Origin of the sequence: Rhodococcus sp. X156 (genome assembly GCF_004006015.1) — a bacterium.
Taxonomy (GTDB): domain Bacteria; phylum Actinomycetota; class Actinomycetes; order Mycobacteriales; family Mycobacteriaceae; genus X156.
Genome location: NZ_CP034766.1, coordinates 2,899,550 through 2,923,787, shown reverse-complemented (window position 1 = coordinate 2,923,787; position 24,238 = coordinate 2,899,550). Strand labels below are relative to the sequence as shown.

Here is a 24,238-nt window from a genome sequence, read left to right as displayed (position 1 = left end):
CGGCCGCTGAGCCCTGGGCTCAGTGCTGGTGGTGCTTCTTGCGCATCGGCGCGGCCACCAGCAGCACACCGACGCCGACCACGACGGCGACGGCGACCCACCGGCCCACACCGGCGTCGGGGCGGTTCTCGAGCACCCAGGGAATGAGCCCGGTCAGCGCGGCCACGCTCACCAGCAGCGCCACGACACCCGCCAGGAGCAGCACCACCGACGGCCGGCGTGCCTCGGTGCCCACCTCGGTGGCTCTCGGGTCTGGCTGGTCCACGGTGTGCGCTCCTGGGTGGTCAGGGATCGGGTCAGTGGTGCGGGGCTCGACGGTCGGCAGCGGCTGCTCGGCCTCGCGGGGGAGCTGGTCGCCTGGGTAGTCCTCGTGCTCAGCCACGGTGCACCTCCACGTTGCCGATGCCGGAGCGGATGGAGACGTCCAGGGTCGGGCCCTGCAGGCCCTTGTTGGACGGGGTGTCGCAGCGGGTGTCGCCGATCCCGGACTCGCACGTCAGCGTCACCGGCACGTCGCGGGGCAGCAGCACCGTCACGTTGCCGATGCCGCCGCGGACGGTCACCTCGCTGTTGCCGGTCAAGGTCAGGCTGGTGAGGTCGAGCAGGGCGTTGCCCACCCCGAACTGGTAGCTGTCCTGCAGCTGCTCGGGCGTCTGCACCACCAGGTTCTGGTTGCCGACGCTGTGCAGCGGGCCCACGTGGTCCACCGCCGAGGCGATCACCACGAACGCGATCAGCGGCCCGGTCAGCGGCAGCAGCCCCCAGCCGCGGCGGCGGAACGCCCCGACCACCAGGCCGGCGCCGATCACCGCCAAGCCGATGGCCCCGATGCGCGCCGGAGTGAGCCACTCGGTGTCCGCGGCCAGGCGCACCGCGATGGCGGCGCCCACCAGGATCAGGGCGAGTCCCAGCGTCACCGGGGTGTGCCGGGAGCGCCGCCTGGGCGGTGCCGGGGGTGCGGGCTCGGGCAGGTCCCAGGCGAACGGCGCGGCCCCCAACGGGTCCCAGCTGGGCGGCGCCTGTTGCCCGCTGCCCGCGGCCGCGCCCGGCTTGGTCAGGTCGACCTTGGGCGCGGGCGGTGGCGGCGGGACGGGCTGGCGGCGGTGCATCAGGTACAGCGCGCCGAGCATCAGGGCCAGGCCCAGCACGCCGCTGCCCCCCACGTCCTGCCAGAACGGCGCGCCCACCACCCCCGACCAGGTGAAGACGCAGGCGACGACCAGGACGATGGCGTGGTGGCGCGACATCGAGCTGCGCCCCTTGCCGGCCATCGCCTCGGCCGCGGACACCTCGTCGCCGGCCGCGGGCAGCAGCAGCCACAGCGCCAGGTACAACGGGATGCCGGCGCTGCCGAAGAGGGCAGACACCACGAACGCCACCCGCACCAGGACCGGGTCGACGCCGTAGCGGTACCCGATGCCGGCGCAGACCCCGCCGATCTTGCCCTCGGCGCGCAGCCGGTGCGGACGGGTCCGCCACATCTCCTGCAGCAGCGAGCTCAGCTGGGGTGCCTGGGTGCCTGGTGTGGTCATGTCGGCAAGCGTGCGCGCTGGTGGCCCCGCTGCACATCAGTGATCACCCTGAACTTCACCGCGCCAGATGTCGGGGCTGAGCCCGGGTCCCCACCCGGGGTGCCCGTGTGAGGATGGTGACGTGCCCACCGCCACCTCCACCCCGGCGCTGCGCCGCCGCACCGGTGCGCGGGTGATCGGTGGTGTGGCGGGTGGGGTGGCTGAGCACCTGGGCGTAGACGTCTTCCGGGTGCGCGTGGTGTTCGTGCTGCTGGCCGCGCTGGGTGGGGCCGGCGTCGTCGGCTACGGCCTGCTCTGGATCTTCACCCGCCCTGGCGACGACGTGGCCCCCGCCCCGCCGGGGGAGCGGCGGCGGGCGCTGGGGCTCGCCGTCATCGGCCTCGCCCTGGCCGGCGTGATGTCCATGCTGCTCAGCGGCAGTGCCGGGGCACTGGCGCCACTGCTGGTGATCTCCGTCGGCGCGGCCCTGGTGTGGCAGGAGGCGGACGCGGGCCGGGGGTTGCGCACCCGCCCCAAGATGCTGACCCTGGCGCGGGTGGTCGCGGGCGTGACCCTGGTGGTGGTCGGGTTCGCGGTGGTGGTCCTGGGCCAGCTCGACCTGGGGGCGCTGCGTGCCGGCGTGCTGGCGGTGCTGGCGACGCTGCTCGGGGTGGCCCTGCTCAGCGTGCCGTTCTGGCTGCGGCTGGCCCGCGACCTCGCCGAGGAGCGCCGCGTGCGCATCCGCAGCGAGGAGCGCGCCGACATCGCCTCGCACCTGCACGACTCGGTGCTGCAGACGCTGGCCCTCATCCAGAAGCAGGCGCACAGCCCCACGGAGGTGAGCCGGCTGGCACGCGCCCAGGAGCGGGACCTGCGCAGCTGGCTGTTCAGCGAGGAGAGCTCCGACGACCCGGCCGCGCCCACCCTGGCGGCCTGCCTGCGCGCCGTCGCGGCCGAGGTGGAGGACGACCACGGCGTCACCATCCGACCGGTGATCGTGGGCGACGCCGACCTCACCGCGGAGCTGCGCGCGCTGTGCGCCGCGGCCCGGGAGGCGATGGTGAACGCGGCCAAGCACGCCGGGGTCCAGGAGGTCGACGTGTTCGCAGAGGTGGAGGAGCAACGGGTGAGCGTGTTCGTCAGGGACCGGGGCAAGGGCTTCGACCCGGAGGCGGTGGCCGCCGACCGGCACGGCCTGCAGCGGTCGGTGCACGACCGGATGGTCCGCCACGGCGGCACCGCCGAGGTGATCAGCGCCCCCGGTCGCGGCACCGAGGTGCGCCTGGGCCTGCCGCTGGGGACCAGCGATGACTGAGGCGCCGCCGGCCAGCCGGCTCCGGGTGTTCCTGGTGGACGACCACGCGGTGTTCCGGGCCGGCGTGCGCGCCGAGCTGGGCGTGGAGCACGACCTGGAGGTGGTCGGCGAGGCCGGCACCGTGGCGGAGTCGGTCGCCGGCATCAACCGGTTGCGCCCGGACGTGGTGCTGCTGGACGTGCACCTGCCCGACGGCGGTGGGCAGGCCGTGCTGGCCGCGCTGGACCCCGGGCCGGTGTGCCTGGCGCTGAGCGTGTCCGACTCCGCCGAGGACGTCATCGCGGTGATCCGCGGCGGTGCCCGCGGCTACGTCACCAAGGTCATTTCCGGGGTGGAGCTCGCCGCGGCCGTGCGCCGGGTGGCCTCCGGCGACGCGGTGTTCAGCCCGCGGCTGGCCGGGTTCGTGCTGGACGCCTTCACGGGTGCCGCGCCCGAGCCCGCCACGGCCAGCGACCCGGAGCTGGACGCGCTCACCCCACGGGAGCGGGAGGTGCTGCGGCTGTTGGCGCGGGGCTACACCTACCGGGAGATCGCCGAGGAGCTGGTGATCTCGGTGAAGACGGTGGAGACGCACTCCTCCAACGTGCTGCGCAAGACCCAGCAGTCCAACCGCAACGCGCTGACGCGGTGGGCCCACCGCCGCAAGATCGTCTAGCTGGTCGGGGTCAGCGCCCGGAGCGGGAGCTGACCAGGGTGTCGCTGTCGATCACCGGGGCGCCGTCGGGCCCGGTGGACATCTGCAGCCGGTGCGTCTCGGCCACCGTGCTGCCGTTGGGGCGGGTGAACACCACGTCCACCAGCACAGTGGCGCCGTTGTCCGGGGAGCTCGCGGAGGTCAGCGAGATGTCCCGAAAGCCCTTCCAGAAGGAGTTGAAGGACCCGAAGCCCTGGGCCTGCAGCCCGGGACCGAGGCGGCTCCACGCTGCCTGGGTGTCGGCGGGCAGCATCCCGTAGTAGTCGCGCACCAGGGCCTGCGCCGCATCACCTGAGGCCGCTGCCGCCGCGGTGGTGGCCGGCGGTGGGGTGGTTGTCGGTGCCGGGGTGGTGGTCGTGGGCTCGGGGGTGGTGGTGGTCGGCGTGCTGGACTCGGCCGTCGTCGTGGCCGCCTTGGTCGCCGTGGTGGAGGTGGCCGGGACTGGGGTGGCCGGGGCTGAGGTGGCTGCGGCCGCGGGTGCTGCGGTGGGGGACGCGCCGGTGCTGGTGTCGTCGGAGCCCAGCGACACGGCGAGGGCCACCCCGGCAGCGACGAGCACGGCGGCCACGGCCACCCCCAGCACGCGCCGCCCGCGGCGGGGACCGGGCTGCGCGGAGGTGCGTCCGTCCTGCGGGTCGGTCACCGGGGCGTAGCGCGCGGTGGGCGGCGGGGGACTGCTGGGTGCAGCCGCGACCGAGGTGCGGGCCGACAGCACCGAGCGGGTGTCGCCGCCGCGGCCGGCCGCCACCCGGGCCAGCTCGTCCCTGGCCTGGGGCATGGTCGGCCGGCGGGCGGGGTCGGGCTCGAGCATCCACAGCAGGGTGGACGTCATCGCCCCGGCGTGGTGCGGCTGGTCGATCTCGCCGGCGGCCACCCGGTGCAGCAGGGCCATCGGGTTGGGGTCCAGCCCGAACGGCGGGGTGCCCTCGACGGCGGTGAACAGCGTCGCCGCCAGGGCGAACACGTCGCTGGCCTCGGTGGGGTCGTGTCCGCGCGCGACCTCCGGCGCCAGGTAGGCCGGGGTGCCGTTGATGATCCCGGTCTGGGTGAGCGCCACGTCGCCGTGGGCCCGGGAGATGCCGAAGTCGGTGATCTTCACCGTGCCCTCCGCCGGTCCAGCGTCGGCGATGAGCACGTTGCCGGGCTTGACGTCGCGGTGCACGATCCCGGCGCCGTGCGCGGCAGCCAGGGCGTCGGCCAGCTGGGCGCCGATCTGGGCCACCTCGTCGGCGGGCAGGGTGGCGCCGTTGGCGAGCACGGTGGCGAGGCTGCGGGAGGGTAGGTACTCCATCACCAGCCAGGGCTCACCGGCCTCCACCGCCACGTCGTACATGGCAATGGCGTGCGGGTGGGTGAGCCGAGCGGCGATGCGGCCCTCGCGCAGGAAGCGCTGCTTCTGCTCCTCGGCCTGGGCCTGGCTGCTGCCCGGGGTGGGGGTGATCTGCTTGAGGGCGACCTCGCGGGCGAGCAGCTGGTCGTTGGCCAGCCACACCGAGCCCATGCCCCCGCTGCCGATCCGGCGCAGCAACCGGTAGCGGCCGGCGACGAGGTACCCCGGCGCCGCGCGCCGGTTGTCGCCACCGTTGCCAGACATGGTTGCTGAGGCTAGTCGACCGGCCCGACGGCGAGGGACGGGCGGCGCTCACGGCGCCGCCGACCCACGGCGCGGATCAGTGACCGAGGCGGCCGCGGCCGAGGTTCAGCAGCAGCATGCCCAGCTTGCGGCCCTCGGGGCCCAGCTCGCCGAACCGCTCCAGCACCGCCATCTCCCGGACGTGCACCAGCTTGGTGCCGCCGGAGGCCAGCCGCGCGGCGCCGATCTGGCGGGACACCTCGGTGCGGCGCTTCACGGCGTCCAGGATCTGCCGGTCCAGCTGGTCGATCTCCTTGCGGAGCTCGTCGATGTCCGCCTGCGCCATGGTGGTCTGGGTGCTGCCGTGCGGGGCGCTGCTCGGGTTGGTCATGTTCGTGCTCCTCATGTGGGTTCCAACCGCCGCGGTGCACCCGGTGCCGCGGGCCGCTCACGGAACGAGCCCCGGATCCGGATGCGGACCGCGGGGCTCGTGGTGGTCGTGCTCAGGCCACGGGCACCGGAGTCCGGTACCCGTAGAAAAATCGCCAGGCGCTGTGCACCAGGTCAGTCTGCCACGCGGGCGCACGGGGTGGAAGCCGGTGTTCCCGCTCACCGGCGCATCCCGTGGCAGGCCCACCAGCGGGGCGAGGGCTCAGGACTGTCGTGGTCCGCCGGTAACGTGGTCAGGCGATGAACACCGTGCCCGCACTGCCCACTGACGCCCCCGCCTCCACCGACGAGCTGCTGGCCGGGCTCAACGCCCCCCAGCGCGAGGCGGTGCTGCACTCCGGCTCCCCGCTGCTCATCGTGGCCGGCGCGGGGTCGGGCAAGACGGCGGTGCTCACCCGGCGCATCGCCCACCTGCTGGCCGAGCGCGGCGTGCACCCCGGCCAGGTGCTGGCCATCACCTTCACCAACAAGGCGGCCGCCGAGATGCGCGAGCGGGTCGCGGCGCTGGTGGGGACCCGGGCGCGGGCGATGTGGGTGTCCACCTTCCACTCCACCTGCGTGCGCATCCTGCGCCGCGAGGCCCAGCACCTGCCCGGCCTCACCTCGTCGTTCTCCATCTACGACTCCGACGACACCCGGCGGCTGATCACCCTGGTGGCGCGGGACCTGGACCTCGACCCCAAGCGCTACCCGGCCCGCAGCCTGGCCACCCAGATCTCCAACCTCAAGAACGAGCTGGTCGACCCCGACACCGCCGCCTCCGACGCCGCCGACGACATGCAGCGGCGGGTGGCCGAGGTGTACCGCGACTACCAGCGCCGGCTGCGTGCGGCCAACGCGCTGGACTTCGACGACCTGATCGGCGAGACGGTGGCGCTGCTGCAGGCGTTCCCGGACGTGGCCGAGCACTACCACCGGCGGTTCCGGCACGTGCTGGTGGACGAGTACCAGGACACCAACCACGCCCAGTACATGCTGGTGCGCGAGCTGACCAGGGCCAGCTCCCCCGGCGAGGCGCACGCGGTGCCGCCGGCCGAGCTGGTGGTGGTCGGTGACGCCGACCAGTCCATCTACGCCTTCCGCGGCGCCACCATCCGCAACATCGTGGAGTTCGAGCGGGACTACCCCGACGCGCGCACCATCCTGCTGGAGCAGAACTACCGCTCCACCCAGACCATCCTCAGCGCCGCCAACGCGGTGATCGCGCGCAACACCGAGCGCCGGGACAAGCGGCTGTGGACCGACGCCGGCGACGGCGAGCTCATCGTGGGCTACGTCGCCGACAACGAGCACGACGAGGCCGCGTTCGTGGCCAGCGAGATCGACCGCCTGGTGGACAACGGCGACGCGGTCTTCGGCGACATCGCGGTGTTCTACCGGACCAACAACTCCTCCCGGTCGCTGGAGGAGGTCTTCATCCGCCTCGGCCTGCCCTACAAGGTGGTGGGCGGGGTGCGCTTCTACGAGCGCAAGGAGGTCCGCGACATCGTGGCCTACCTGCGAGTGCTGGCCAACCCCGACGACGAGGCCAGCATGCGGCGCATCCTCAACACCCCGCGCCGCGGCATCGGCGACCGGGCCGAGGCCTGCGTGGCCGCGCACGCCGAGCGCAACCGGGTCAGCTTCGCCCAGGCCCTGCGCGACGGTGCCCGCGGCGACGTCGCGCTGCTGAACACCCGGTCCCAGCGGGCCATCGGCTCCTTCGTGGAGCTGCTGGACGGGCTGCGCACCCTGCTCAACGGCGACGGCAACACCCCCGGCGTGGACATCGCCGCACTCACCGAGGCGGTCCTGGACCGCACCGGCTACCGGGCCGAGCTGGAGGCCAGCAGCGACCCGCAGGACGAGTCCCGGCTGGACAACCTCACCGAGCTGGTCAGCGTGGCCAGGGAGTTCGCCGAGGAGGCCGGCGGGGTGGACACCGTCGACCTGGCGGCCGCCGAGGAGGGACTGCCGCAGCCTGGCTCGCTGGCCGCCTTCCTGGAGCGGGTGTCGCTGGTGGCTGACGCCGACCAGCTGCCGGAGTCCGGCGAGGGCGTGGTCACCCTGATGACGCTGCACACCGCCAAGGGCCTGGAGTTCCCCGTCGTGTTCGTCACCGGCTGGGAGGACGGGCAGTTCCCGCACATGCGGGCGCTCGGCGACCCGCAGGAGCTGTCCGAGGAGCGGCGGCTGGCCTACGTCGGCATCACCCGGGCCCGCCAGCGCCTGTACCTCTCGCGGGCGATGGTCCGCTCCGCGTGGGGCCAGCCGATGACCAACCCCGCCTCCCGCTTCCTGCAGGAGATCCCGGAGCACCTCATCGACTGGCGACGCCTGGAGCCGCAGCGCACCTCCTCGGGCCGCTCCCTGGGCGGCGACCGCACGGGCAGCGACTCCGCCCAGGCCGGGCTCTCGGCGCGCGGCATGCGCAGCACCGGGTTCAGCGGCTGGGGCAGTGGCGGGGGCGGCAGCAAGCAGGGTCTGGTGCTGGCCGTCGGCGACCGGGTCAGCCACGACAAGTACGGCCTGGGCACGGTGATCGCCGCCGACGGGGTGGGCCCGCGCGCCACCGCCACCATCGACTTCGGCACCTCGGGCACCGTCCGGCTGATGCTCATCGGCGGCGTGCCCATGGTGAAGCTCTAGTCCGGGCCCCGCGAGCGAGGCCCTACCGCACGGACAGGCCGTGCAGCGCCAGCCACGGCAGCGGGTCGAGCTTCAGCGGACCCAGGTGGATCTCGAAGTGCAGGTGCGGCCCGGTGGACTGGCCCCGGTTGCCCATGGTGGCGATGAGGTCGCCGGCGCGGACCTGCTGGCCCACCGCCGTGCGGATCTCGTCCACGTGGCCGTAGACGGCGACCGTGCCGTCGGTGTTCTGCACCCGCACCCACAGCCCGAACCCGTTGGCCGCGCCGGCGTCGATCACCACGCCGTCGGCCACCGAGACGATGGGCGTGCCGATGGCGTTGGCGATGTCGATGCCGGCGTGCTCGGTGCCCCAGCGGTGGCCGTAGCCGGAGGTGAAGGTGCCGACCGCGGGCAGCACGTACAGCGGGCGACGAGCCTCCGCCTCGCGTGCGGCCCGGGCTGCGCTCATCCGCTCGCTCTTGACCAGCTGGTCCAGGGCGACGACGTCAGCGGCCTTGGCCACCGGCAGCACGTTGGGGGAGGCCGCCGCGTCCAGGCGCGTGCTGTCCAGGCTGGCGCTGCGCACGGTGGCGGCACCTCCGGTGGTGCCGGCGAGCGGGGTGGCCGGTCCGGCGGCCAGCGAGACCGGCCCGGAGGCAGCGGTGGTGCTGGCGGCGACGGGAGCCTGGGTCAGGTGGCCCACGGCGACCGCGGCCCCGACGGTGAGGAAGGCGGTGGCCACCCGGCCCCGCAGCAGGGGCGAGGTGGCGGCCCGGTGACGGGCCACGCCGGTGCGCGGGTAGGCGGCGATGGCCTGCAGGATGTCGTGCGGCGCGGCGTCGACCGGGGGCGAACCCTGGGCCGAGCCGAGTGCTGGGGTGGAGCTGCGACCACCAGTGCTGCGGTGACCAGTACTGCGATGACGCGCCAAGACCTGCCCTATCGTCCGCGATGACGTCCAGGCACAGCCGGGGGCCAGTCAGACTCGGAGCGTCGGAACCTGGTGCCTCGGAACCTGCTCGTTGCCTGTCCGTGACCATCTCGTGATGTCGTGTGTCGTCACGCTAACTAGCAGTCACATTGGGCGCAAGCACCTCTCCCGGCGCAGCGGCCGGGGGTGAGTGATCCCACAGCGTGGGGGGAGCCCGGCGGTGTGGGAGGTGGGGCGGCGCTGGGCGAGCGGTTAGCGTCCCTCCCGTGTCAGCGCCCAACCTGGAGACCAACCACCCTGCCGCCGTGCGCGGACCCGACCTGGCGGTGGGCGTCGGGGGCACCGCGGTCGCCGCCACCACCGCCCTGATCGGCGGGGTGGCCGTCGCCTGTGCCCCGCTGCTGGAGGTGGTCACCTCGGTGGCTGCCCCGGCCGGTCCGCAGGGCCTGGCGGCCGCGGTCACCGCGCTGCTGGCCGTGGGGACGCCCCTGCTAGCGCTGTGGCTGCTGCGTGGCGGGCGCGTGGTGGGAGCGGTGGGAGTGCTGCTCGGCTGGGCCGGCGCGAGCCTGGCTGCCGCCGTGCTCGACCTGCAGCTGTTCACCGGGGCGATCGACGCCAACCGCCTCGAGCTCTTCCGGCCCACCGGCGCCGCAGCCCTCGAGGCGGGGGCGGGCGTGGTGGCCGTGCTAGTCGGCCACGTGCTGGCGGTGCTCGGCGGCGGGCTGGCCCTGTGGACGCTGCGCCGCACCGCCCTGCTGGACGACCCGGACGTCTTCGACATCGGGCTGCTGGGTGGCGGTGAGCAGGAGGCCCGCGGCACCTCGCTGGCCGGCAAGGCCGGGCGGGGCACCACCGCCCTGGTGATGGTGGCGGCGGCGGTCACGGCCGCCGCGGTGTTCGCCCCGCCGCTGCGCTCGACGGACCCGGTGATCCTGGTCGGCAGCGTCGTGGAGTCACCCGGCCCGGTGCTGCTGGGCTCTGCCCTGCTCGCGCTGGCGGTGCTGGTCACCGTGGCGCTCGCGCTCGTCTCCACCAGTGCCGCCGCCGGGGCCGGCGCGGTCGCCGGGGTCGCCCTGGGGGCGCTGGCCGTCCTCGCACCACGGCTGGTGGCCGGCACGCTGCTCGATCGGCTCGGCGCCGGCGCCGGCTCGCTGGTGGGCACCGCAGGGGCTCTGCTGCTGGCTGGCTGCGCGCTGCTGCTGGTGCGCCGCAGCCGGTTCGGCACCCCACGCTCGGCCACGGAGCGGGCCGCCACCGAGGTGCAGCTCCCTGCGCTGTCGCGGCTGCACCGGCTGGCCGGCGGCAGCGCGGTGGCTGCCGGCGCGGTCGCCGTGGTGGCGGCGCTGCTGCCGGTGCTGGCGGTCCCCGCCGGCGTGCCGCAGCCGGACGTGCACGCGGTGCGGGTGCTGCTGCTGGCCGGCGTGCTGCTGGCCGCGGCCGGCGTGGCCATGCTGCCCAGCGAGCTCGGTGCGGAGGTGCGGCCGGTGGTCGCGGTGCTGTGGGCGGCGCCGCTGCTGGGGGCCGGCGGAGTGCTGGAGGCCGTGCGCGTGGCCGTGAGCGTGCCGGGTGTGGGCCTGGGCGCCGGCGCCTGGCTGACCGTGCTCAGCGTGCTGCTCGCCGGGGTGGCCGGTGCCGCCGCGGGCCTGGCGGGGGCGGTGGAGCGCGACGAGGTGGACCTCTCCCGCCAGCGCGACCCGCTTCCCGGGGTACGGACCTGCGCGGGCGTGGCCGCAGCTGCGGCGCTGCTCGGCCTCGGACTTCCGCTCTACTCCGGCGGAGAGGCGGAGGCGGCAGCGATCTTCTCCACCAGCTGGGGGTGGGACACCTGGACGCTGGCGGTGGTGGCGCTGACGGTGCTCAGCGCCCTGGGGGTGGCCACGAGCGCCCGGCTGCCGCGAGCGCTGGCTCTGCTCGCCGGGGTGGAGCTGGTGCTGGTGGTGCACCTGCTCAGCTGGCCGCTCACCGCCGGCCGGCTGCCCGACCCGACGGTCGGCCTCGGCGTGGTGCTCACCGGGCTGGCGATGGTGGTCACCGCCGTCCTCGCGGTGGCGCTCCACCGGCAGGGCACGCAGCGCCCGGTCGCGGAGGAGTCGTGATCCGGGTGCTGCTGGCCGGGCTCGGTCCCGAGCCCGAGACGGAGGGCGAGGGCGGGGGCCGCGTCTCGGCGGCGGCGGTGGCTCGGGCGCTCCGCAACGCCGGGTTCGAGGTCGTCCTCGCCGGCTGGGGCCACGCCGTCGAGCACGTGCTGGGCAGCGCGCTGCAGGAGGACGTCGACGCGGTGGGGCTGCTGCAGGCCACCGTCGCCGACCGCGCGGAGCTCGTGGCTCGGCTCGCCGAGCAGGGAGCGGCGGACATCGGCGTGCTCGCGCTCACCCCGGAGGCAGCGGCGGAGTCCGACCTGGACGGTGTCCTGCCCGCGTCGGCCGACGCCGATGCCGTGCCGCGCTGGGTGTTCGAGCACGTCGGCCCGGCCTCCTGAGTGGAGCGGCGCCGAGCCGGATGACGGGTGACCTGGACCACTAGCGCGACCCGCCATCCCCGCTGCGGGGCCAGACGTCGATAATGTGCCCCGAGGATCCGGCCATCCCCTGGTCGGGCGTCAACGTAGACGAGATGGTGAGCTGATGGATCTCTTCGAATACCAGGCGAAGGACCTTTTCGCCAAGCACGGAGTACCGACCACCCCCGGCCGGGTCGCTGAGACCGCCGAGGAGGCCAAGACCATTGCCGAGGAGATCGGCAAGCCCGTCATGGTCAAGGCCCAGGTGAAGGTCGGTGGGCGTGGCAAGGCCGGTGGCGTCAAGTACGCCGCCACCGCCGAGGACGCGCACAAGGAAGCCCAGAACATCATCGGCATGGACATCAAGGGCCACGTCGTGCCCAACGTCCTGGTCGCCGAGGCGAGCGACATCGCCGCCGAGTACTACATCTCCTTCCTGCTCGACCGCACCAACCGCACGTTCCTCGCGATGTGCTCGGTCGAGGGTGGAGTCGAGATCGAGGTCACGGCCGAGGAGAACCCCGACGCGCTGGCCAAGGTGCCCGTGGACGCGAACAAGGGTGTCGACCTGGCCACCGCGCGCAGCATCGCCGAGAAGGGTGGACTGCCCGCCGAGGTGCTCGACTCCGCGGCCGAGTGCATCACCAAGCTGTGGGACGTCTTCGTCAACGAGGACGCGCTCCTCGTCGAGGTGAACCCGCTGGTGCGCACCCCGGACGACCGGATCCTGGCCCTCGACGGCAAGGTCACCCTGGACGCCAACGCGGACTTCCGCCACGCCGACCACGCCGACCTGGAGGACAAGGGTGCAGCTGACCCCCTCGAGGCCAAGGCGAAGGCCAAGGGCCTGAACTACGTCAAGCTCGACGGCGAGGTCGGGATCATCGGCAACGGCGCCGGTCTGGTCATGTCCACCCTGGACGTCGTCGCCTACGCGGGCGAGGACTTCGGTGGCGTCAAGCCCGCCAACTTCCTGGACATCGGTGGCGGCGCCTCGGCGCAGGTCATGGCGGACGGCCTGGACGTCATCCTCGGTGACCCGAGCGTGAAGAGCGTCTTCGTCAACGTCTTCGGTGGCATCACCTCCTGCGACGCGGTCGCCAACGGCATCGTGCAGGCGCTGGAGATGCTCGGTGACTCGGCTACCAAGCCGCTGGTCGTCCGTCTGGACGGCAACAACGTCGACGAGGGTCGACGCATCCTCGCCGAGGCCGCGCACCCGCTGGTGCAGCAGGCCGACACCATGGACGGCGCGGCCAGCAAGGCTGCCGAGCTCGCGGCCGCGAAGTAAGGGAATCGATCACTGTGGCTATTTTCCTGACCAAGGACAGCAAGGTCATCGTCCAGGGCATCACCGGCTCGGAGGGCACCAAGCACACCCGCCGCATGGTCGCCTCCGGCACCAACGTCGTGGGCGGTGTCAACCCGCGCAAGGCGGGCACTGACGTCGACGGCATCCCGGTGTTCGCCAGCGTCGCCGAGGCCATGAAGGAGACCGGCGCCGACGTCAGCGTCATCTTCGTGCCGCCGGCGTTCGCCAAGGCTGCCGTCGTCGAGGCCATCGACGCCGAGATCGGCCTCGCCGTGGTCATCACCGAGGGCATCCCGGTGCACGACTCGGCCGGCTTCTGGGCCTACAACGTGGAGCAGGGCGAGAAGACCCGCATCCTCGGCCCCAACTGCCCCGGCATCATCAGCCCCGGACAGTCCAACGCCGGGATCATCCCGTCCAACATCGCCGAGTCCGGCAAGATCGGGCTGGTCTCCAAGTCCGGCACGCTGACCTACCAGATGATGTACGAGCTGCGTGACTTCGGCTTCTCCACCGCCGTGGGCATCGGCGGCGACCCGGTCATCGGGACCACCCACATCGACTGCCTCAAGGCGTTCGAGGAGGACCCCGACACCGCGGCCATCGTGATGATCGGTGAGATCGGTGGCGACGCCGAGGAGCGTGCCGCCGACTACATCAAGGAGCACGTGACCAAGCCCGTCGTGGGCTACGTCGCCGGCTTCACCGCCCCCGAGGGCAAGACCATGGGCCACGCTGGCGCCATCGTGTCCGGCTCCTCGGGCACCGCGCAGGCCAAGCAGGACGCTCTCGAGGCCGCCGGGGTCAAGGTCGGCAAGACGCCGTCCGCCACCGCGGACCTGATGCGCGAGATCATGAAGTCCCTGTAGCACTTCGTGCTGCACGGCTGATCATCAGCGCAGATCGTCGCTGAACGGGCCGACTCCCTCCGGGGGGTCGGCCCGTTCTCGTCCCGGATGAGGGTGACGATCCGTTACCGTGGGCGAGAATGATGCCGTTCCAGGCGGCTGCGGCGCGCAGAGATGCTCCGCAGCAACCTGTTCCGGCAGACCACTGCCTCTACAGACACGGAGAAGTGATGACCTACCAACCTTCCAGCGCGGGTCAGGGCTCGTCCGCCCCCGCGGGCGCAGGCCGGCCCGGAACGGGTGCTGACGTCGGTCTCGGGCGGCTGCTCGGCCTGGTGGCCGCCGGCCTCGGCCTGCTCGTCCTGCTGCTCGGCTTCCTGCCCCACATCAAGTCCAGCGCCAGGGGCTCGGACTCCAGCGGCAACTTCTACGAGGCGGGCAACGCTGGCCCGCTCGTGGTGCTCTTCATCGCCGGCCTGCTCCTGGCGCTCCCGCTGCTGCCCCGGCAGGAGCGGTACACCGGCCTGGCCGCCGTGCTCGGCGTCTCCGGCTTCATCTACCTGGTCTTCTCCACCATCGGTGCGGCGACCGCCAGCGACGGCACGGACCTGGCCTGGGGCAACTACCTCGAGCTCGTGCTCGGTCTCGTGCTCATGCTCGTGACCGTCGGTGCGCTGCTGCTCGAGCTCGGCGTGGTCAAGGCACCGCGGAAGTCCAGCCAGGGCGCCGGTGGCGCCGGCCAGTTCGGTCAGTCCGGGCAGCAGGGCCAGTTCGGCCAGTTCGGCCAGGGCGGCGCCCAGCAGCAGCAGTCCTACGGCCAGCCGCAGCAGGGCGGCTACTACGGCGAGGCGCCGCAGCAGCAGCAGCAGCCTTACGGGCAGGCTCAGCAGCCCTACGGCCAGCAGCAGTCCTACGGCCAGCAGCCCTACGGCCAGCAGGGCCAGGAGCAGTCGTGGCCGCAGGACAACCCCGAGCAGGGGCAGCCGTCCGGGTCGTACGCGCCCCCGACGCAGGCGTTCGGCGCCACCCCCGCGGAGGGCTCCGGCCCGCACCCCCGTGACTCGCAGTACGGGCAGCCCAACCAGCAGTAGCTGCTACTGAACACTCGAACACCCGGACGGGGCACCACGCAGCACGCGTGGTGCCCCGTTCGGCGTTCGGCGCGCCTGCCCAGCGGTGCCCGGCCGCGGTGCAATCCTTGCAAGAGTGACTGCTCTGCTCGAACGCCCCGACCGCAACGACTCCGGCTCCAGGGGCGCTGAGCGGTCGAGGGGGGCCGAGCTGCGCGGCCTGCTCGCAGTCGCGGTGGGGCCCGCGGGTGCCTCCGCCGCCATCGCCGCCGCGCTGGTCCTGCTCACCTTGGTCACTGCGGGTGCCCAGCTGGGCGGGGTGGCCGCGTCCACCGCGATGACGTGGCTCGCCATGCACCAGGTCCCCGTCACCCTCGGCGGCAGCGTGCTCGGCGTGCTGCCGCTGCTGCCCACCGCGCTGCTGGTGTGGGCCACGGCCCGCAGCACTGCCGCGGCGCTGCGCCACGACCACGACCCGCGCCGGGCGCTGGGCGCGGCGGTGGCGGGCCCGGTGGTGCTCGCGGGCCTCGCCCTGGCCCTGGTGCACACCCAGTCCGCTGACCTGCCGCTGGAGAACCCCAACCCGGTCGTGGCCCTGCTCGCGGTCGCCGGGGTGCACCTGCTCGGCGCGCTGCTCGGTGCGGCCGCCCAACCGCGGCTGCGCGAGCGGGCACTGGCCCCGCTGCCCGACTGGTTGTCCGCGGCGCTGCTGCTGGTCCCGCGGGCGGTGGCCGAGCTGGTGCTCGGCGCCGCGGTGCTCACCGTCCTCAGCCTGCTGCTCTCCCTCGGCACGGTCGCCGACCTGGTCTCCAGCGGCGGGGGCCTGGCTGGCGGGCTGGGCCTGGTGGTGCTGTCCCTCGGCTACCTCCCCAACGTGGTCCTCGGTGCCGTCTCGGTGACGGTGGGCCCCGGCGCGGTGCTCGGGCAGAGCACGGTGACGGCCTTCGGCTCGGTGGATGCGCCCCTGCCCGCCCTGCCCGTGCTGGCCGCGGTGCCCTCCGGCAGCGGCTCCTGGTGGTGGCCGGTGGTGCTGGTGGTGCCGGTGGTGGTGGCTGCCCGGCTGGGCGCCCGGGTGGTGCGCGCAGCCGGCGGGGACACCGGTGGTGGCCGGCAGCGATCGGTGCTCGCGGTGCTGGGCGCCACGGCGGTGCTCGCCGGACTCGTGGTGGCGCTGCTGGGGGCACTGGCCGGGGGCACCCTGGGTTCCGGGACGCTGTCGCCGGTGGGTGTTCCGGTGCTCGCCCTGGGCGGGGCCACGGCGGCGTGGTTGCTGCTGGTGAGCGCCAGCGTGGCGCTGCTGCGCGAGCACGACGAGCCGGAGCGCGCCGAGCGGAAGGCGGCCAAGGCTGAGGCTGTCACGGTGCGGAAGGCGGCCAAGAAGGTCAAGCCGCACAAGGCCAAGCCAGTGAAGACCGCCGAGGAGAAGGCGAAGCTGCGCGCGAGTCGCCCGTCGCGGCGGGCTGGCAAGCCGTCCACGGCAGAGGCCGCCAAGGCGGCGCGGGTCGAGCGGTTGTCCAAGGCCGAGGAGAAGGGGCGCCGCGGCTCCCAGGACTGACCAGCGCCTTCCGGACCGACCTGGACGGAAGCGGCGTCCTGGGTGCCGTCTAGGCTGACGACCAGTCCGCGCCCGGGCTGTCCGTCGAGTAGCCAGGAGTTCTGCCCTGAACGCGCCCCGCGAGGATCAACCGCCGGTCGCCGGGGCACCGGCCCGCGTCGTCGTCCTCGTCTCGGGTGCCGGCAGCCTGATGCAGGCGCTGGTCGCTGCCGCCGGTTCTGCCGAGCACCCCTTCCAGGTGGTCGCCGTGGGCACCGACCGTGACTGCCCCGCTGTGCAGCACGCCACCGACGCCGGCCTGGCTGCCTTCACCGTCCGCCTCGGCGACCACCCGGACCGCGGGGCGTGGGACCACGCGCTCGCCGACGCCGTCGCCGCGCACGCCCCCGACCTGGTGGTCTCCGCCGGCTTCATGAAGGTGCTCGGCCCGGCGTTCCTGGCTCGCTTCGGCGGGCGCACCCTCAACACCCACCCCGCGCTGCTGCCGTCGTTCCCCGGCGCGCACGCGGTGTCCGACGCCCTGGCCTACGGGGTGAAGGTGAGTGGCTCCACCGTGCACCTGGTGGACGCCGGTGTGGACACCGGTCCGATCCTGGCGCAGGAGGCGGTGGCGGTCCTCGACGACGACGACGAGGCGAGCCTGCACGAGCGCATCAAGGTTGTGGAACGACGGCTGCTGGTGGACGTGGTGTCCGCCGTGGCCGCCAGAGGAATCAGCACCGACGGACGGAAGGCCCGAATCCATGAGTGAGGCAGCCCAGATGAGTGGTACGCGAAAGTCCGTCCGGCGTGCGCTGGTCAGCGTCTACGACAAGACGGGGCTCGCCGAGCTCGCGCAGGGGCTGCACGCCGCGGGAGTCGAGCTGGTCTCCACCGGGTCCACCGCCCAGCAGATCGCCGCCGCCGGTGTTCCGGTGACCCCGGTGGAGGAGCTCACCGGCTTCCCCGAGTGCCTGGACGGTCGGGTGAAGACGCTGCACCCCCGCGTGCACGCCGGCCTGCTCGCCGACACCCGTCGCCCCGAGCACCTCGCCCAGCTGGAGGAGCTCGGTGTCGCCGCCTTCGAGCTGGTGGTGGTGAACCTCTACCCCTTCACCGCGACCGTGGCCTCCGGGGCCAGCCCGGACGAGTGCGTGGAGCAGATCGACATCGGCGGGCCGTCCATGGTGCGTGCCGCCGCCAAGAACCACCCGTCGGTGGCCGTGGTGGTCGACCCGCAGCGCTACGCCGAGGTGCTCGACGCGGTGTCGGCCGGGGGCTTCACGCTGGGCGAGCGCACCGCGCTGGCCGCGGACGCCTTCCGCCACACCGCCAGCTACGACGTCGCCGTCGCCACCTGGATGGGCTCGGTGCTGGCGCCGGAGCCGGACCAGCTGTTCCCGGCGTGGAGCGGGCAGACCTGGGAGCGCTCGGCAGTGCTGCGCTACGGCGAGAACCCGCACCAGGCCGCGGCGCTGTACGCCCAGCCCGGTGCGCCCGCCGGCCTGGCCCAGGCCGAGCAGCTGCACGGCAAGGAGATGTCCTACAACAACTACACCGACTCCGACGCCGCCTGGCGGGCCGCCTGGGACCACGAGGGGCCGTGCGTGGCGATCATCAAGCACGCCAACCCCTGTGGCATCGCCGTGTCCGCCCTGGACGGTGCCGGGGCCATCGCTGAGGCGCACCGCAAGGCCCACGCGTGCGACCCGGTGAGCGCCTTCGGCGGGGTGATCGCGGCCAACCGCGAGGTGACCGTGGAGATGGCCGAGCAGGTGGCGGAGATCTTCACCGAGGTGATCGTCGCGCCGTCCTTCGCCGACGGTGCGCTGGAGGTGCTCAGCCGCAAGAAGAACGTGCGCATCCTGGTGGCGCAGGCGCCGGAGCGCGCCGGCACCGAGCTGCGACCCATCTCCGGCGGCGCCCTGCAGCAGCAGCGCGACATCCTCGACGCTCCGGGCGACGACCCGCAGAGCTGGACGCTGGCCACCGGTGAGCCGGCCGACGCCCAGACGCTGGCTGACCTGGTCTTCGCCTGGCGCGCCTGCCGTGCGGTCAAGTCCAACGCCATCCTGCTCGCCGCCGACGGCGCCAGCGTGGGCGTGGGCATGGGTCAGGTCAACCGGGTGGACGCCGCCCAGCTGGCGGTGCAGCGGGCAGGGGAGCGAGCCACCGGGTCGGTGGGGGCCTCGGACGCCTTCTTCCCGTTCCCGGACGGGCTGCAGGTGCTCATCGACGGTGGGGTGCGGGCCGTGGTCCAGCCCGGCGGCTCGGTGCGCGACAACGAGGTGATCGCGGCGGCGCAGGAGGCCGGCATCACCATGTACCTCACCGGGGCACGGCACTTCGCCCACTGAGCTCGGGTCTTGCCCGATGGTTGTGACCCAGGTTACATTCGCGACTGGAACCGGTTCTAGTCCTGCTGGTCCCGCCCCTGTGGACCGAGCAGAGCTGGGTGGTCGTCGTGACCTTGGAGAAGCACCGCATCACCACCACGGCGCGCTCGTTCGCGTCGCTGCAGGAGCCGCTGCGGGCCTGGCTGGCGGATCGGGTCGGTGACGCCACGGCGGAGCTGACCGTCGCCGACCAGGACGACGTGATGGGCTTCTCCAGCGCCTCGGTGCTCTTCGACGCCAGCTGGACGGTGGACGGGCGCAGGCACAGCGGGTCGTTCGTGGCCCGCACCGCGCCGGAGTCCACCGCCATGCTGGTCTTCCCGCGCTACGACATGGCCCAGCAGTTCGAGATCCTGCGGCGGGTGGCCGCGCTCAGCGACGTGCCGGTGCCCGGGCTGTGGTGGCTGGAGACCGACCCGGCGGTCCTGGGGGCGTCGTTCTTCGTGATGGAGCGCGCCTACGGGCAGGTGCCGCCGGACAACCTGCCCTACGTCTTCGACAGCTGGGTGCTCGACGCCACTCCTGAGCAGCGCCAGCGCCTGCAGGACAGCACGCTGCAGGTGCTGGCGGACATCCACGCCATCGGGGAGCCCGAGACCGTCTTCGACGACCTGTGCCCCGGCGACCCGGCACAGGCGCTGCGCCGCCACGTCGACGACCAGCACGCCTACTACCGGTGGGCGCTGCTGGACGACGGCATCCGGGTGCCGATCATCGACCGCGCCTTCGCCTGGCTGGAGCAGCACTGGCCGGCCGAGCCCGGGCCCAACGTGCTGCTGTGGGGCGACGCCCGCATCGGCAACGTGATGTACCAGGACTTCGAGCCGGTGGCGGTGTTCGACTGGGAGATGGCCGCGGTCGGCCCGCGCGAGATCGACGTCGCCTGGTTCATCTTCCTGCACCGCTTCTTCCAGGACTTCGCCGACATGGCCGGGGTGCCCGGGCTGCCGGACTTCCTGCGCCGCAGCGACGTGGTGCGCAGCTACGAGCAGGCCTCCGGCGCCACGGTGGCCGACCTGGACTTCTACCTGGTCTACGCCGCCCTGCGCCACGCCATCGTGATGGCCCGCATCAAGCGTCGCAGCATGCACTTCGGCGAGGACACCCTGCCGGAGGACCCGGACGACTTCGTCATGCACCGAGTGGCGATGGAGAAGCTGCTGGCCGGCACCTACGGCTGGTCCTGACCCTTTCCTGCGACATCCCTCCTGACGGAAGAGACGACCCATGCCCTCTCCGCTCGACGAGCTCCCCATCCACCAGGCCCCGCTGACGATGGACCGCGTGGCCAGCAGCGACCGGAACTTCTACGACCGGTCCTACCTCAACGCGCACAACCAGGACGGCGGGATCTTCCTGGTCACCGGCTTCGGGGTGTACCCCAACCTGGGGGTCACCGACGCCTTCCTCACCGTGCGGCGCGACGACTGCCAGCACGTGGTGCGCTTCTCCGACGCGCTCACCGAGCGCAGCCTGGACCTGGCGGTGGGCGGGTACCGCATCGAGGTGCTGGAGCCGCTGAAGATGCTGCGGCTGGTGTGCGAGCACGAGACGCTGAGCGCGGACATCACCTGGACCGGCGCGTTCCCGGCGGTGGACGAGGAGCCGCACCTGATGCTGAGCGGGGCGCGCCCCACCCTGGACGCGCAGCGCTTCGCCCAGCTGGGCACCTGGAGCGGAACCCTGTCCATCGCCGGGGAGGACGTCGCGGTGACCCCGGACGTGTGGTCGGGGACCAGGGACCGTTCCTGGGGCATCCGTCCGGTGGGGGAGGGCGAGCCCGCGGGCCGGGCCGCGGCCGAGCCGGCCGAGGGGTTCTGGTGGCTGTACGTGCCGCTGCGCTTCGACGACTTCGCGGTGGTGGTGATCATCCAGGAGCGCCCGGACGGCTACCGCACCCTCAACGACGCCAAGCGGATCTGGCCGGACGGGCGGGTGGAGCAGCTGGGCTGGCCGCGGCTGGACATCACCTACCGCTCCGGCACGCGCCACCCCGAGCGTGCTCGCCTGCACCTCACGGCGGGCGACGGCTCCCCGGTGACCATCGACGTGGAGACGGTGAACCACGTGGCGCTGCACGTGGGCGCGGGCTACGGCGGCGACCCGGACTGGACGCACGGACAGTGGAAGGGGGCGGGCTGGGTGCAGGCGCAGGCCTACGACCTCACCGACCCCGAGGTGGTCGCCCGGGTGCCCTGGGGCGTGATCGACCACGTCGCGCGGGCCACCTGCGACGGGGCCGTGGGGTGGGGGATGCTCGAGCACGCCAGCATCGGTCGGCACGACCCCAGCGGGTTCGTCGACTACTCCTCGGTGGCCGACTGAGGGATGGAGCGGCGGTCTGCGCGGGTCTGGCCGGCGGCATCCGCCGCGAGGATCTGCTCGACCAGGATGTCGGCGTGCCCCGCGTGGCGGGCGAGCTCCTCGATCATGTGCGCGCAGATCCAGGAGAAGCTGACCGCGCCGCGGCGGTAGTGGACGAAGAGGTCATCGTCGGCGACGGTCCGGGCGATCGCCCGCGACCGGGCGGCAGCGGCCTGGTACTCGGCGATCACCTGGGTCAGGGTCTGCTCGGGCGGCACCAGCCAGCCGCCGTCATCACCCCTGGCGTAGCCGTCGCACTGGCCCTCTGCCAACCCACCGATGGTGCGCTGGAACCACACCCGCTCAGCGGCGGCGCAGTGCTTGACCAGTCCTGCCGGCGTGGTCAGCGAGGGCACCAGCCGCCGGCGGCTCTGTTCGTCGGTGAGCGGCTGCACCGCTCGGACCAGGGCCGCGCGGTTGGACTCGAGGACCGCTTCCCACTCCGTGCGCAGCACCCGACCAGGCTAGGTGGGGCAGGGCCGCCCCACGACTCGGGTCCTGCTCCGCGGACATCTCGGCACGGCCCGAGCGCCTCGCCCTCGCCCTCGGTCGTGCTCCGGTGATCCGCCGGATCCGCACTTGACGGAGCACCCTCCGAGGGGGTGTACTTGGTCCACGTTCGAACACACGTTCGAATAAGTGAGTCAGTGCAGTTGTTGGTGTGCGCCGTGCCTTCCCCGCGGTACCTGCCCAGCGGTTGGGGATGTGCGGAGGTGGTGTGGTGATGACGGCTGCTCTGACGGTGCCGGCAGGTGCGGGCGAGGCTACCCGCGAGGAGCGGCTCGCGGCGCTGCGACGGCTGGTGGCTGTGCCGGGGAAGGGCGCAGGCGCCAACGCCGCCGAGGTGTCGCGGCCCCGTCCGGTGCTGCCCGTGCCGGAGGCGCTGGCCGCCCTGCTGCCTCGGGGTGGGCTCACCCGCGGCACGGTGGTCTCGGTCAGTGGCGCCACCTCCTTGCTGGTCGGGCTGATCGCGTCGGTGACGGCGGCGGGCAGCTGGGCGGCGGTGGTGGGCCGGCCCAGCCTGGGTCTGCTCGCGGCGCAGGAGATGGGGGCCGACCTCGGCCGGGTGGCGCTGGTGCCCGAGCCCGGCGAGGACCCGGTGGACGTGGCCGCGGTGCTGCTCGACGGGATGGACCTGGTGGTGCTCGACCTGGGCGGGGCCACCGTGGCGCCCACCCGGGCCCGCGGGCTGGTGGCCCGGGCCCGGCACCGAGGCGGGGTGCTGGTGGTCACCGGGGGCACCTGGCCGGGTGCTGAGCTGCAGCTTCGGGCCCAGGTCCGCGGGTGCCGCGGGCTGGGTCGGGGGCACGGCCGGCTGCGCAGCCGGGAGCTGGCGGTGCAGGTGCGTGGACGCGGGCAGGCGGTGCGGGCTCGGGGCACCCACGTGGTGCTCGGGGCCGGGACCCCCTCCACGGTGCAGTGGCAGGGCGGTGCTCCCGCAGCCGCCCCTGGGCCCCTGCCCCCTGGATCCGTCCCGGTGCGGGCGGTGCGCGCGTGAGCGGACCGGAGGAGGTGACGCGGCGGCGGTCCCGGACGCTGGCGGTGTGGTGCCCGGACTGGCCGGCCGTCACCGCCGCCACCGCCGCCGGTCTCTCGGCCGCGGCGCCGGTGGCGGTGGTCTCGGCCAACCGGGTGGTGGCCTGCACGGCTGGTGCCCGGGCCGACGGGGTGCGCCGGGGGCTGCGTCGGCGGGAGGCGCAGGGCCGGTGCCCGGAGCTGCACGTGGTGACGGTCGACGCCGACCGCGACGCCCGGTTCTTCGAGCCGGTGGTGGCGGCCGTGGACGCACTCGCCCCCGGGGTGGAGATCCTGCGCCCGGGGTTGCTGGTGCTCGCCGCGCAGGGGCCGGCAGGCTACTTCGGCGGTGAGGAGGCGGCGGCCGAGCGGTTGGTGGACGAGGTGTCCGGGGTGGGGGTGGAGTGCCAGGTGGGCATCGCCGACGCGATGTCCACCGCGGTGGTGGCGGCCCGCACCGGCCGAGTGGTTCCGCCCGGCGGGGGTGCGGAGTTCCTGGCCCCGCTGCCGGTGGCCGAGCTGGCCCGCGAGCCGAGCCTGGCCGCCCCGGCCCGGGTGGAGCTGGTGGACCTGCTGCGCCGGCTGGGCCTGCACACCGTGGGGGACTTCGCCGCGCTCACCGCCACCGACGTGGCGTCGCGCTTCGGTGCTGACGCCGTGCTGGCCCACCGCAGCGCGCGCGGGCTGGCCGAGCGTCCCCCTGCCGCCCGCCGGGCCCCGGTGGAGCTGGAGGTGGAGCTGGACTGCGACCCACCGGTGGAGCGGGTGGACGCCGCGGCGTTCGCCGGCCGCGCGCTGGCGCAGCGGCTGCACGCCACGCTCTCGGCGGCCGGGGTGGCCTGCACCCGGTTGCTGGTGCGCGCCCGCACCGGCAACGGCGAGGAGCTGGCTCGCACCTGGCGCTGCGCGGAACCGCTCACCCCCGCGGGCACCGCTGACCGGGTGCGCTGGCAGCTGGACGGGTGGCTGACCGGGCGCAGCAGCTCCCGGCCGACCGCGGGAGTGGTGCTGCTGCGCCTGGAGCCGGTGGAGGTGGTCTCCGCCGGGGCCCTGCAGCTGGGGCTGTGGGGCGGGGTCGGCGAGGGCGACGAGCGGGCCCGGCGCGCCCTGGTGCGGGTGCAGGGCCTGCTCGGGGGGACGCGGTGCAGGTGGGGGTGCCCAGCGGGGGCCGCGGGCCGGCCGAGCAGGTGACCCTGCTGCCCTGGGGTGACGAGCGGGTGCCCGCCGCCGACCCGGCCGCGCCGTGGCCGGGTCGCCTGCCCGCCCCTGCGCCGGCCACGGTTCCCCCGGAGCCGCTGGTGGTGGACCTGGTGGACGCCGCCGGGCTCCCGGTGGAGGTCACCGGCCGGGCGGAGGTCAGCGGGGAGCCGGTGGCCGCCCGCTACGACGGCCGGCTGCGGCCGGTGCTGGCGTGGGCCGGGCCCTGGCCGGTGGACGAGCGGTGGTGGGATCCCGCCGAGGCGCACCGGGCCGTGCGCGCCCAGGTGCTGCTCGGTGAGTCAGGTCCAGGGGGGTCAGGTCCAGGCGAGGCGGGTACAGGGGAGCGGCTGGCGCTGTTGCTGCGGTGCTCGCAGGGCCGGTGGCAGCTGGAGGGTGTCTACGACTGAGCCGGCTG

The 24,238-nt window shown here is 73.8% G+C and carries 19 protein-coding genes and 2 pseudogenes; 15 read left to right on the top strand and 6 right to left on the bottom strand.

The features are described 5' to 3' along the window. Positions 1–19: 19 nt before the first annotated feature. Both ELX43_RS13835 and ELX43_RS13830 read right to left on the bottom strand, forming a co-directional pair. Complete coding sequence (locus tag ELX43_RS13835; RefSeq protein ID WP_346773855.1) at positions 20–382, bottom strand: hypothetical protein; 363 nt, start codon at positions 380–382, stop codon at positions 20–22. Continuing rightward, positions 375–1,532: a PspC domain-containing protein gene (locus ELX43_RS13830; RefSeq protein ID WP_127783928.1), complete on the bottom strand. Its 1,158-nt coding sequence runs from the start codon at positions 1,530–1,532 to the stop codon at positions 375–377. The genes ELX43_RS13835 and ELX43_RS13830 overlap by 8 nt, the downstream gene beginning before the upstream one ends. 121 nt (positions 1,533–1,653) lie before the next feature. Between ELX43_RS13830 and ELX43_RS13825 the strand changes: the two genes are divergently transcribed. Further along, complete coding sequence (locus tag ELX43_RS13825) at positions 1,654–2,826, top strand: ATP-binding protein (RefSeq protein WP_241248975.1); 1,173 nt, start codon at positions 1,654–1,656, stop codon at positions 2,824–2,826. Beyond that, positions 2,819–3,481 (top strand): response regulator transcription factor, encoded by a 663-nt coding sequence (locus tag ELX43_RS13820; protein ID WP_127783926.1) that lies wholly within the window; start codon positions 2,819–2,821, stop codon positions 3,479–3,481. Before ELX43_RS13825 ends, ELX43_RS13820 begins: the two co-directional genes overlap by 8 nt. 781 nt (positions 3,482–4,262) lie before the next feature. Here ELX43_RS13820 and ELX43_RS18075 read toward each other — a convergent pair. Together ELX43_RS18075 and ELX43_RS13810 are read right to left on the bottom strand one after the other, a co-directional pair. After that, positions 4,263–5,114, bottom strand: a pseudogene (locus ELX43_RS18075) (serine/threonine-protein kinase); the annotation flags it as partial. Between the two features lie 76 nt (positions 5,115–5,190). Continuing rightward, a complete protein-coding gene (locus ELX43_RS13810; protein ID WP_127783924.1) occupies positions 5,191–5,484 on the bottom strand; it encodes a chorismate mutase in 294 nt (97 codons plus the stop codon). Positions 5,485–5,783: 299 nt separating this feature from the next. On the opposite strand from ELX43_RS13810, the gene pcrA reads away from it, so the two are divergent. After that, positions 5,784–8,171 carry a DNA helicase PcrA gene (gene pcrA, locus ELX43_RS13805; protein WP_127783923.1) on the top strand — a complete coding sequence of 796 codons (2,388 nt, stop codon included), beginning with the start codon at positions 5,784–5,786 and terminating at the stop codon, positions 8,169–8,171. A gap of 22 nt (positions 8,172–8,193) precedes the next feature. On the opposite strand, the gene ELX43_RS18240 is transcribed toward pcrA, so the two are convergent. After that, complete coding sequence (locus tag ELX43_RS18240; protein ID WP_277601700.1) at positions 8,194–9,084, bottom strand: M23 family metallopeptidase; 891 nt, start codon at positions 9,082–9,084, stop codon at positions 8,194–8,196. A gap of 266 nt (positions 9,085–9,350) precedes the next feature. Here ELX43_RS18240 and ELX43_RS13795 point away from each other — a divergent pair, with 266 nt between their 5' ends. The 10 genes from ELX43_RS13795 (at position 9,351) to ELX43_RS13750 (ending at position 21,069) form a co-directional block, all read left to right on the top strand. Then, positions 9,351–11,180 carry a hypothetical protein gene (locus ELX43_RS13795; RefSeq protein WP_127783922.1) on the top strand — a complete coding sequence of 610 codons (1,830 nt, stop codon included), beginning with the start codon at positions 9,351–9,353 and terminating at the stop codon, positions 11,178–11,180. Next, positions 11,177–11,563, top strand: a complete 387-nt coding sequence (locus ELX43_RS13790) for a hypothetical protein (RefSeq protein ID WP_127783921.1) — start codon at positions 11,177–11,179, stop codon at positions 11,561–11,563. The genes ELX43_RS13795 and ELX43_RS13790 overlap by 4 nt, the downstream gene beginning before the upstream one ends. Before the next feature lie 145 nt (positions 11,564–11,708). Then, positions 11,709–12,875, top strand: a complete 1,167-nt coding sequence (gene sucC, locus ELX43_RS13785; protein ID WP_127783920.1) for an ADP-forming succinate--CoA ligase subunit beta — start codon at positions 11,709–11,711, stop codon at positions 12,873–12,875. Positions 12,876–12,889: 14 nt separating this feature from the next. Beyond that, a complete protein-coding gene (sucD, locus tag ELX43_RS13780; protein WP_127783919.1) occupies positions 12,890–13,765 on the top strand; it encodes a succinate--CoA ligase subunit alpha in 876 nt (291 codons plus the stop codon). 209 nt (positions 13,766–13,974) lie between these two features. Next, entirely contained in the window at positions 13,975–14,835 is an 861-nt protein-coding gene (locus ELX43_RS13775; protein ID WP_127783918.1) for a DUF5336 domain-containing protein, read from the top strand. Positions 14,836–14,950: 115 nt separating this feature from the next. Further along, entirely contained in the window at positions 14,951–16,369 is a 1,419-nt protein-coding gene (locus ELX43_RS13770; RefSeq protein WP_127783917.1) for a DUF6350 family protein, read from the top strand. Positions 16,370–16,475: 106 nt separating this feature from the next. Further along, entirely contained in the window at positions 16,476–17,120 is a 645-nt protein-coding gene (gene purN / locus ELX43_RS13765) for a phosphoribosylglycinamide formyltransferase (RefSeq protein WP_127783916.1), read from the top strand. 10 nt (positions 17,121–17,130) lie between these two features. Beyond that, complete coding sequence (gene purH / locus ELX43_RS13760; RefSeq protein WP_127783915.1) at positions 17,131–18,705, top strand: bifunctional phosphoribosylaminoimidazolecarboxamide formyltransferase/IMP cyclohydrolase; 1,575 nt, start codon at positions 17,131–17,133, stop codon at positions 18,703–18,705. Between the two features lie 107 nt (positions 18,706–18,812). Next, complete coding sequence (locus ELX43_RS13755; protein ID WP_241248961.1) at positions 18,813–19,931, top strand: phosphotransferase family protein; 1,119 nt, start codon at positions 18,813–18,815, stop codon at positions 19,929–19,931. Between the two features lie 40 nt (positions 19,932–19,971). Then, complete coding sequence (locus tag ELX43_RS13750; protein WP_127783914.1) at positions 19,972–21,069, top strand: hypothetical protein; 1,098 nt, start codon at positions 19,972–19,974, stop codon at positions 21,067–21,069. Here the strand turns inward: ELX43_RS13750 and ELX43_RS13745 are convergent. Beyond that, a complete protein-coding gene (locus ELX43_RS13745; RefSeq protein ID WP_127783913.1) occupies positions 21,048–21,563 on the bottom strand; it encodes a DinB family protein in 516 nt (171 codons plus the stop codon). The two genes, ELX43_RS13750 and ELX43_RS13745, sit on opposite strands and share 22 nt — an antisense overlap. 269 nt (positions 21,564–21,832) lie before the next feature. Between ELX43_RS13745 and ELX43_RS13740 the strand changes: the two genes are divergently transcribed. Both ELX43_RS13740 and ELX43_RS13735 read left to right on the top strand, forming a co-directional pair. Beyond that, positions 21,833–22,606, top strand: a complete 774-nt coding sequence (locus ELX43_RS13740; protein WP_127783912.1) for a hypothetical protein — start codon at positions 21,833–21,835, stop codon at positions 22,604–22,606. Between the two features lie 14 nt (positions 22,607–22,620). Beyond that, a pseudogene (locus ELX43_RS13735) lies at positions 22,621–24,230 on the top strand (DNA polymerase Y family protein). Positions 24,231–24,238: the final 8 nt, after the last annotated feature.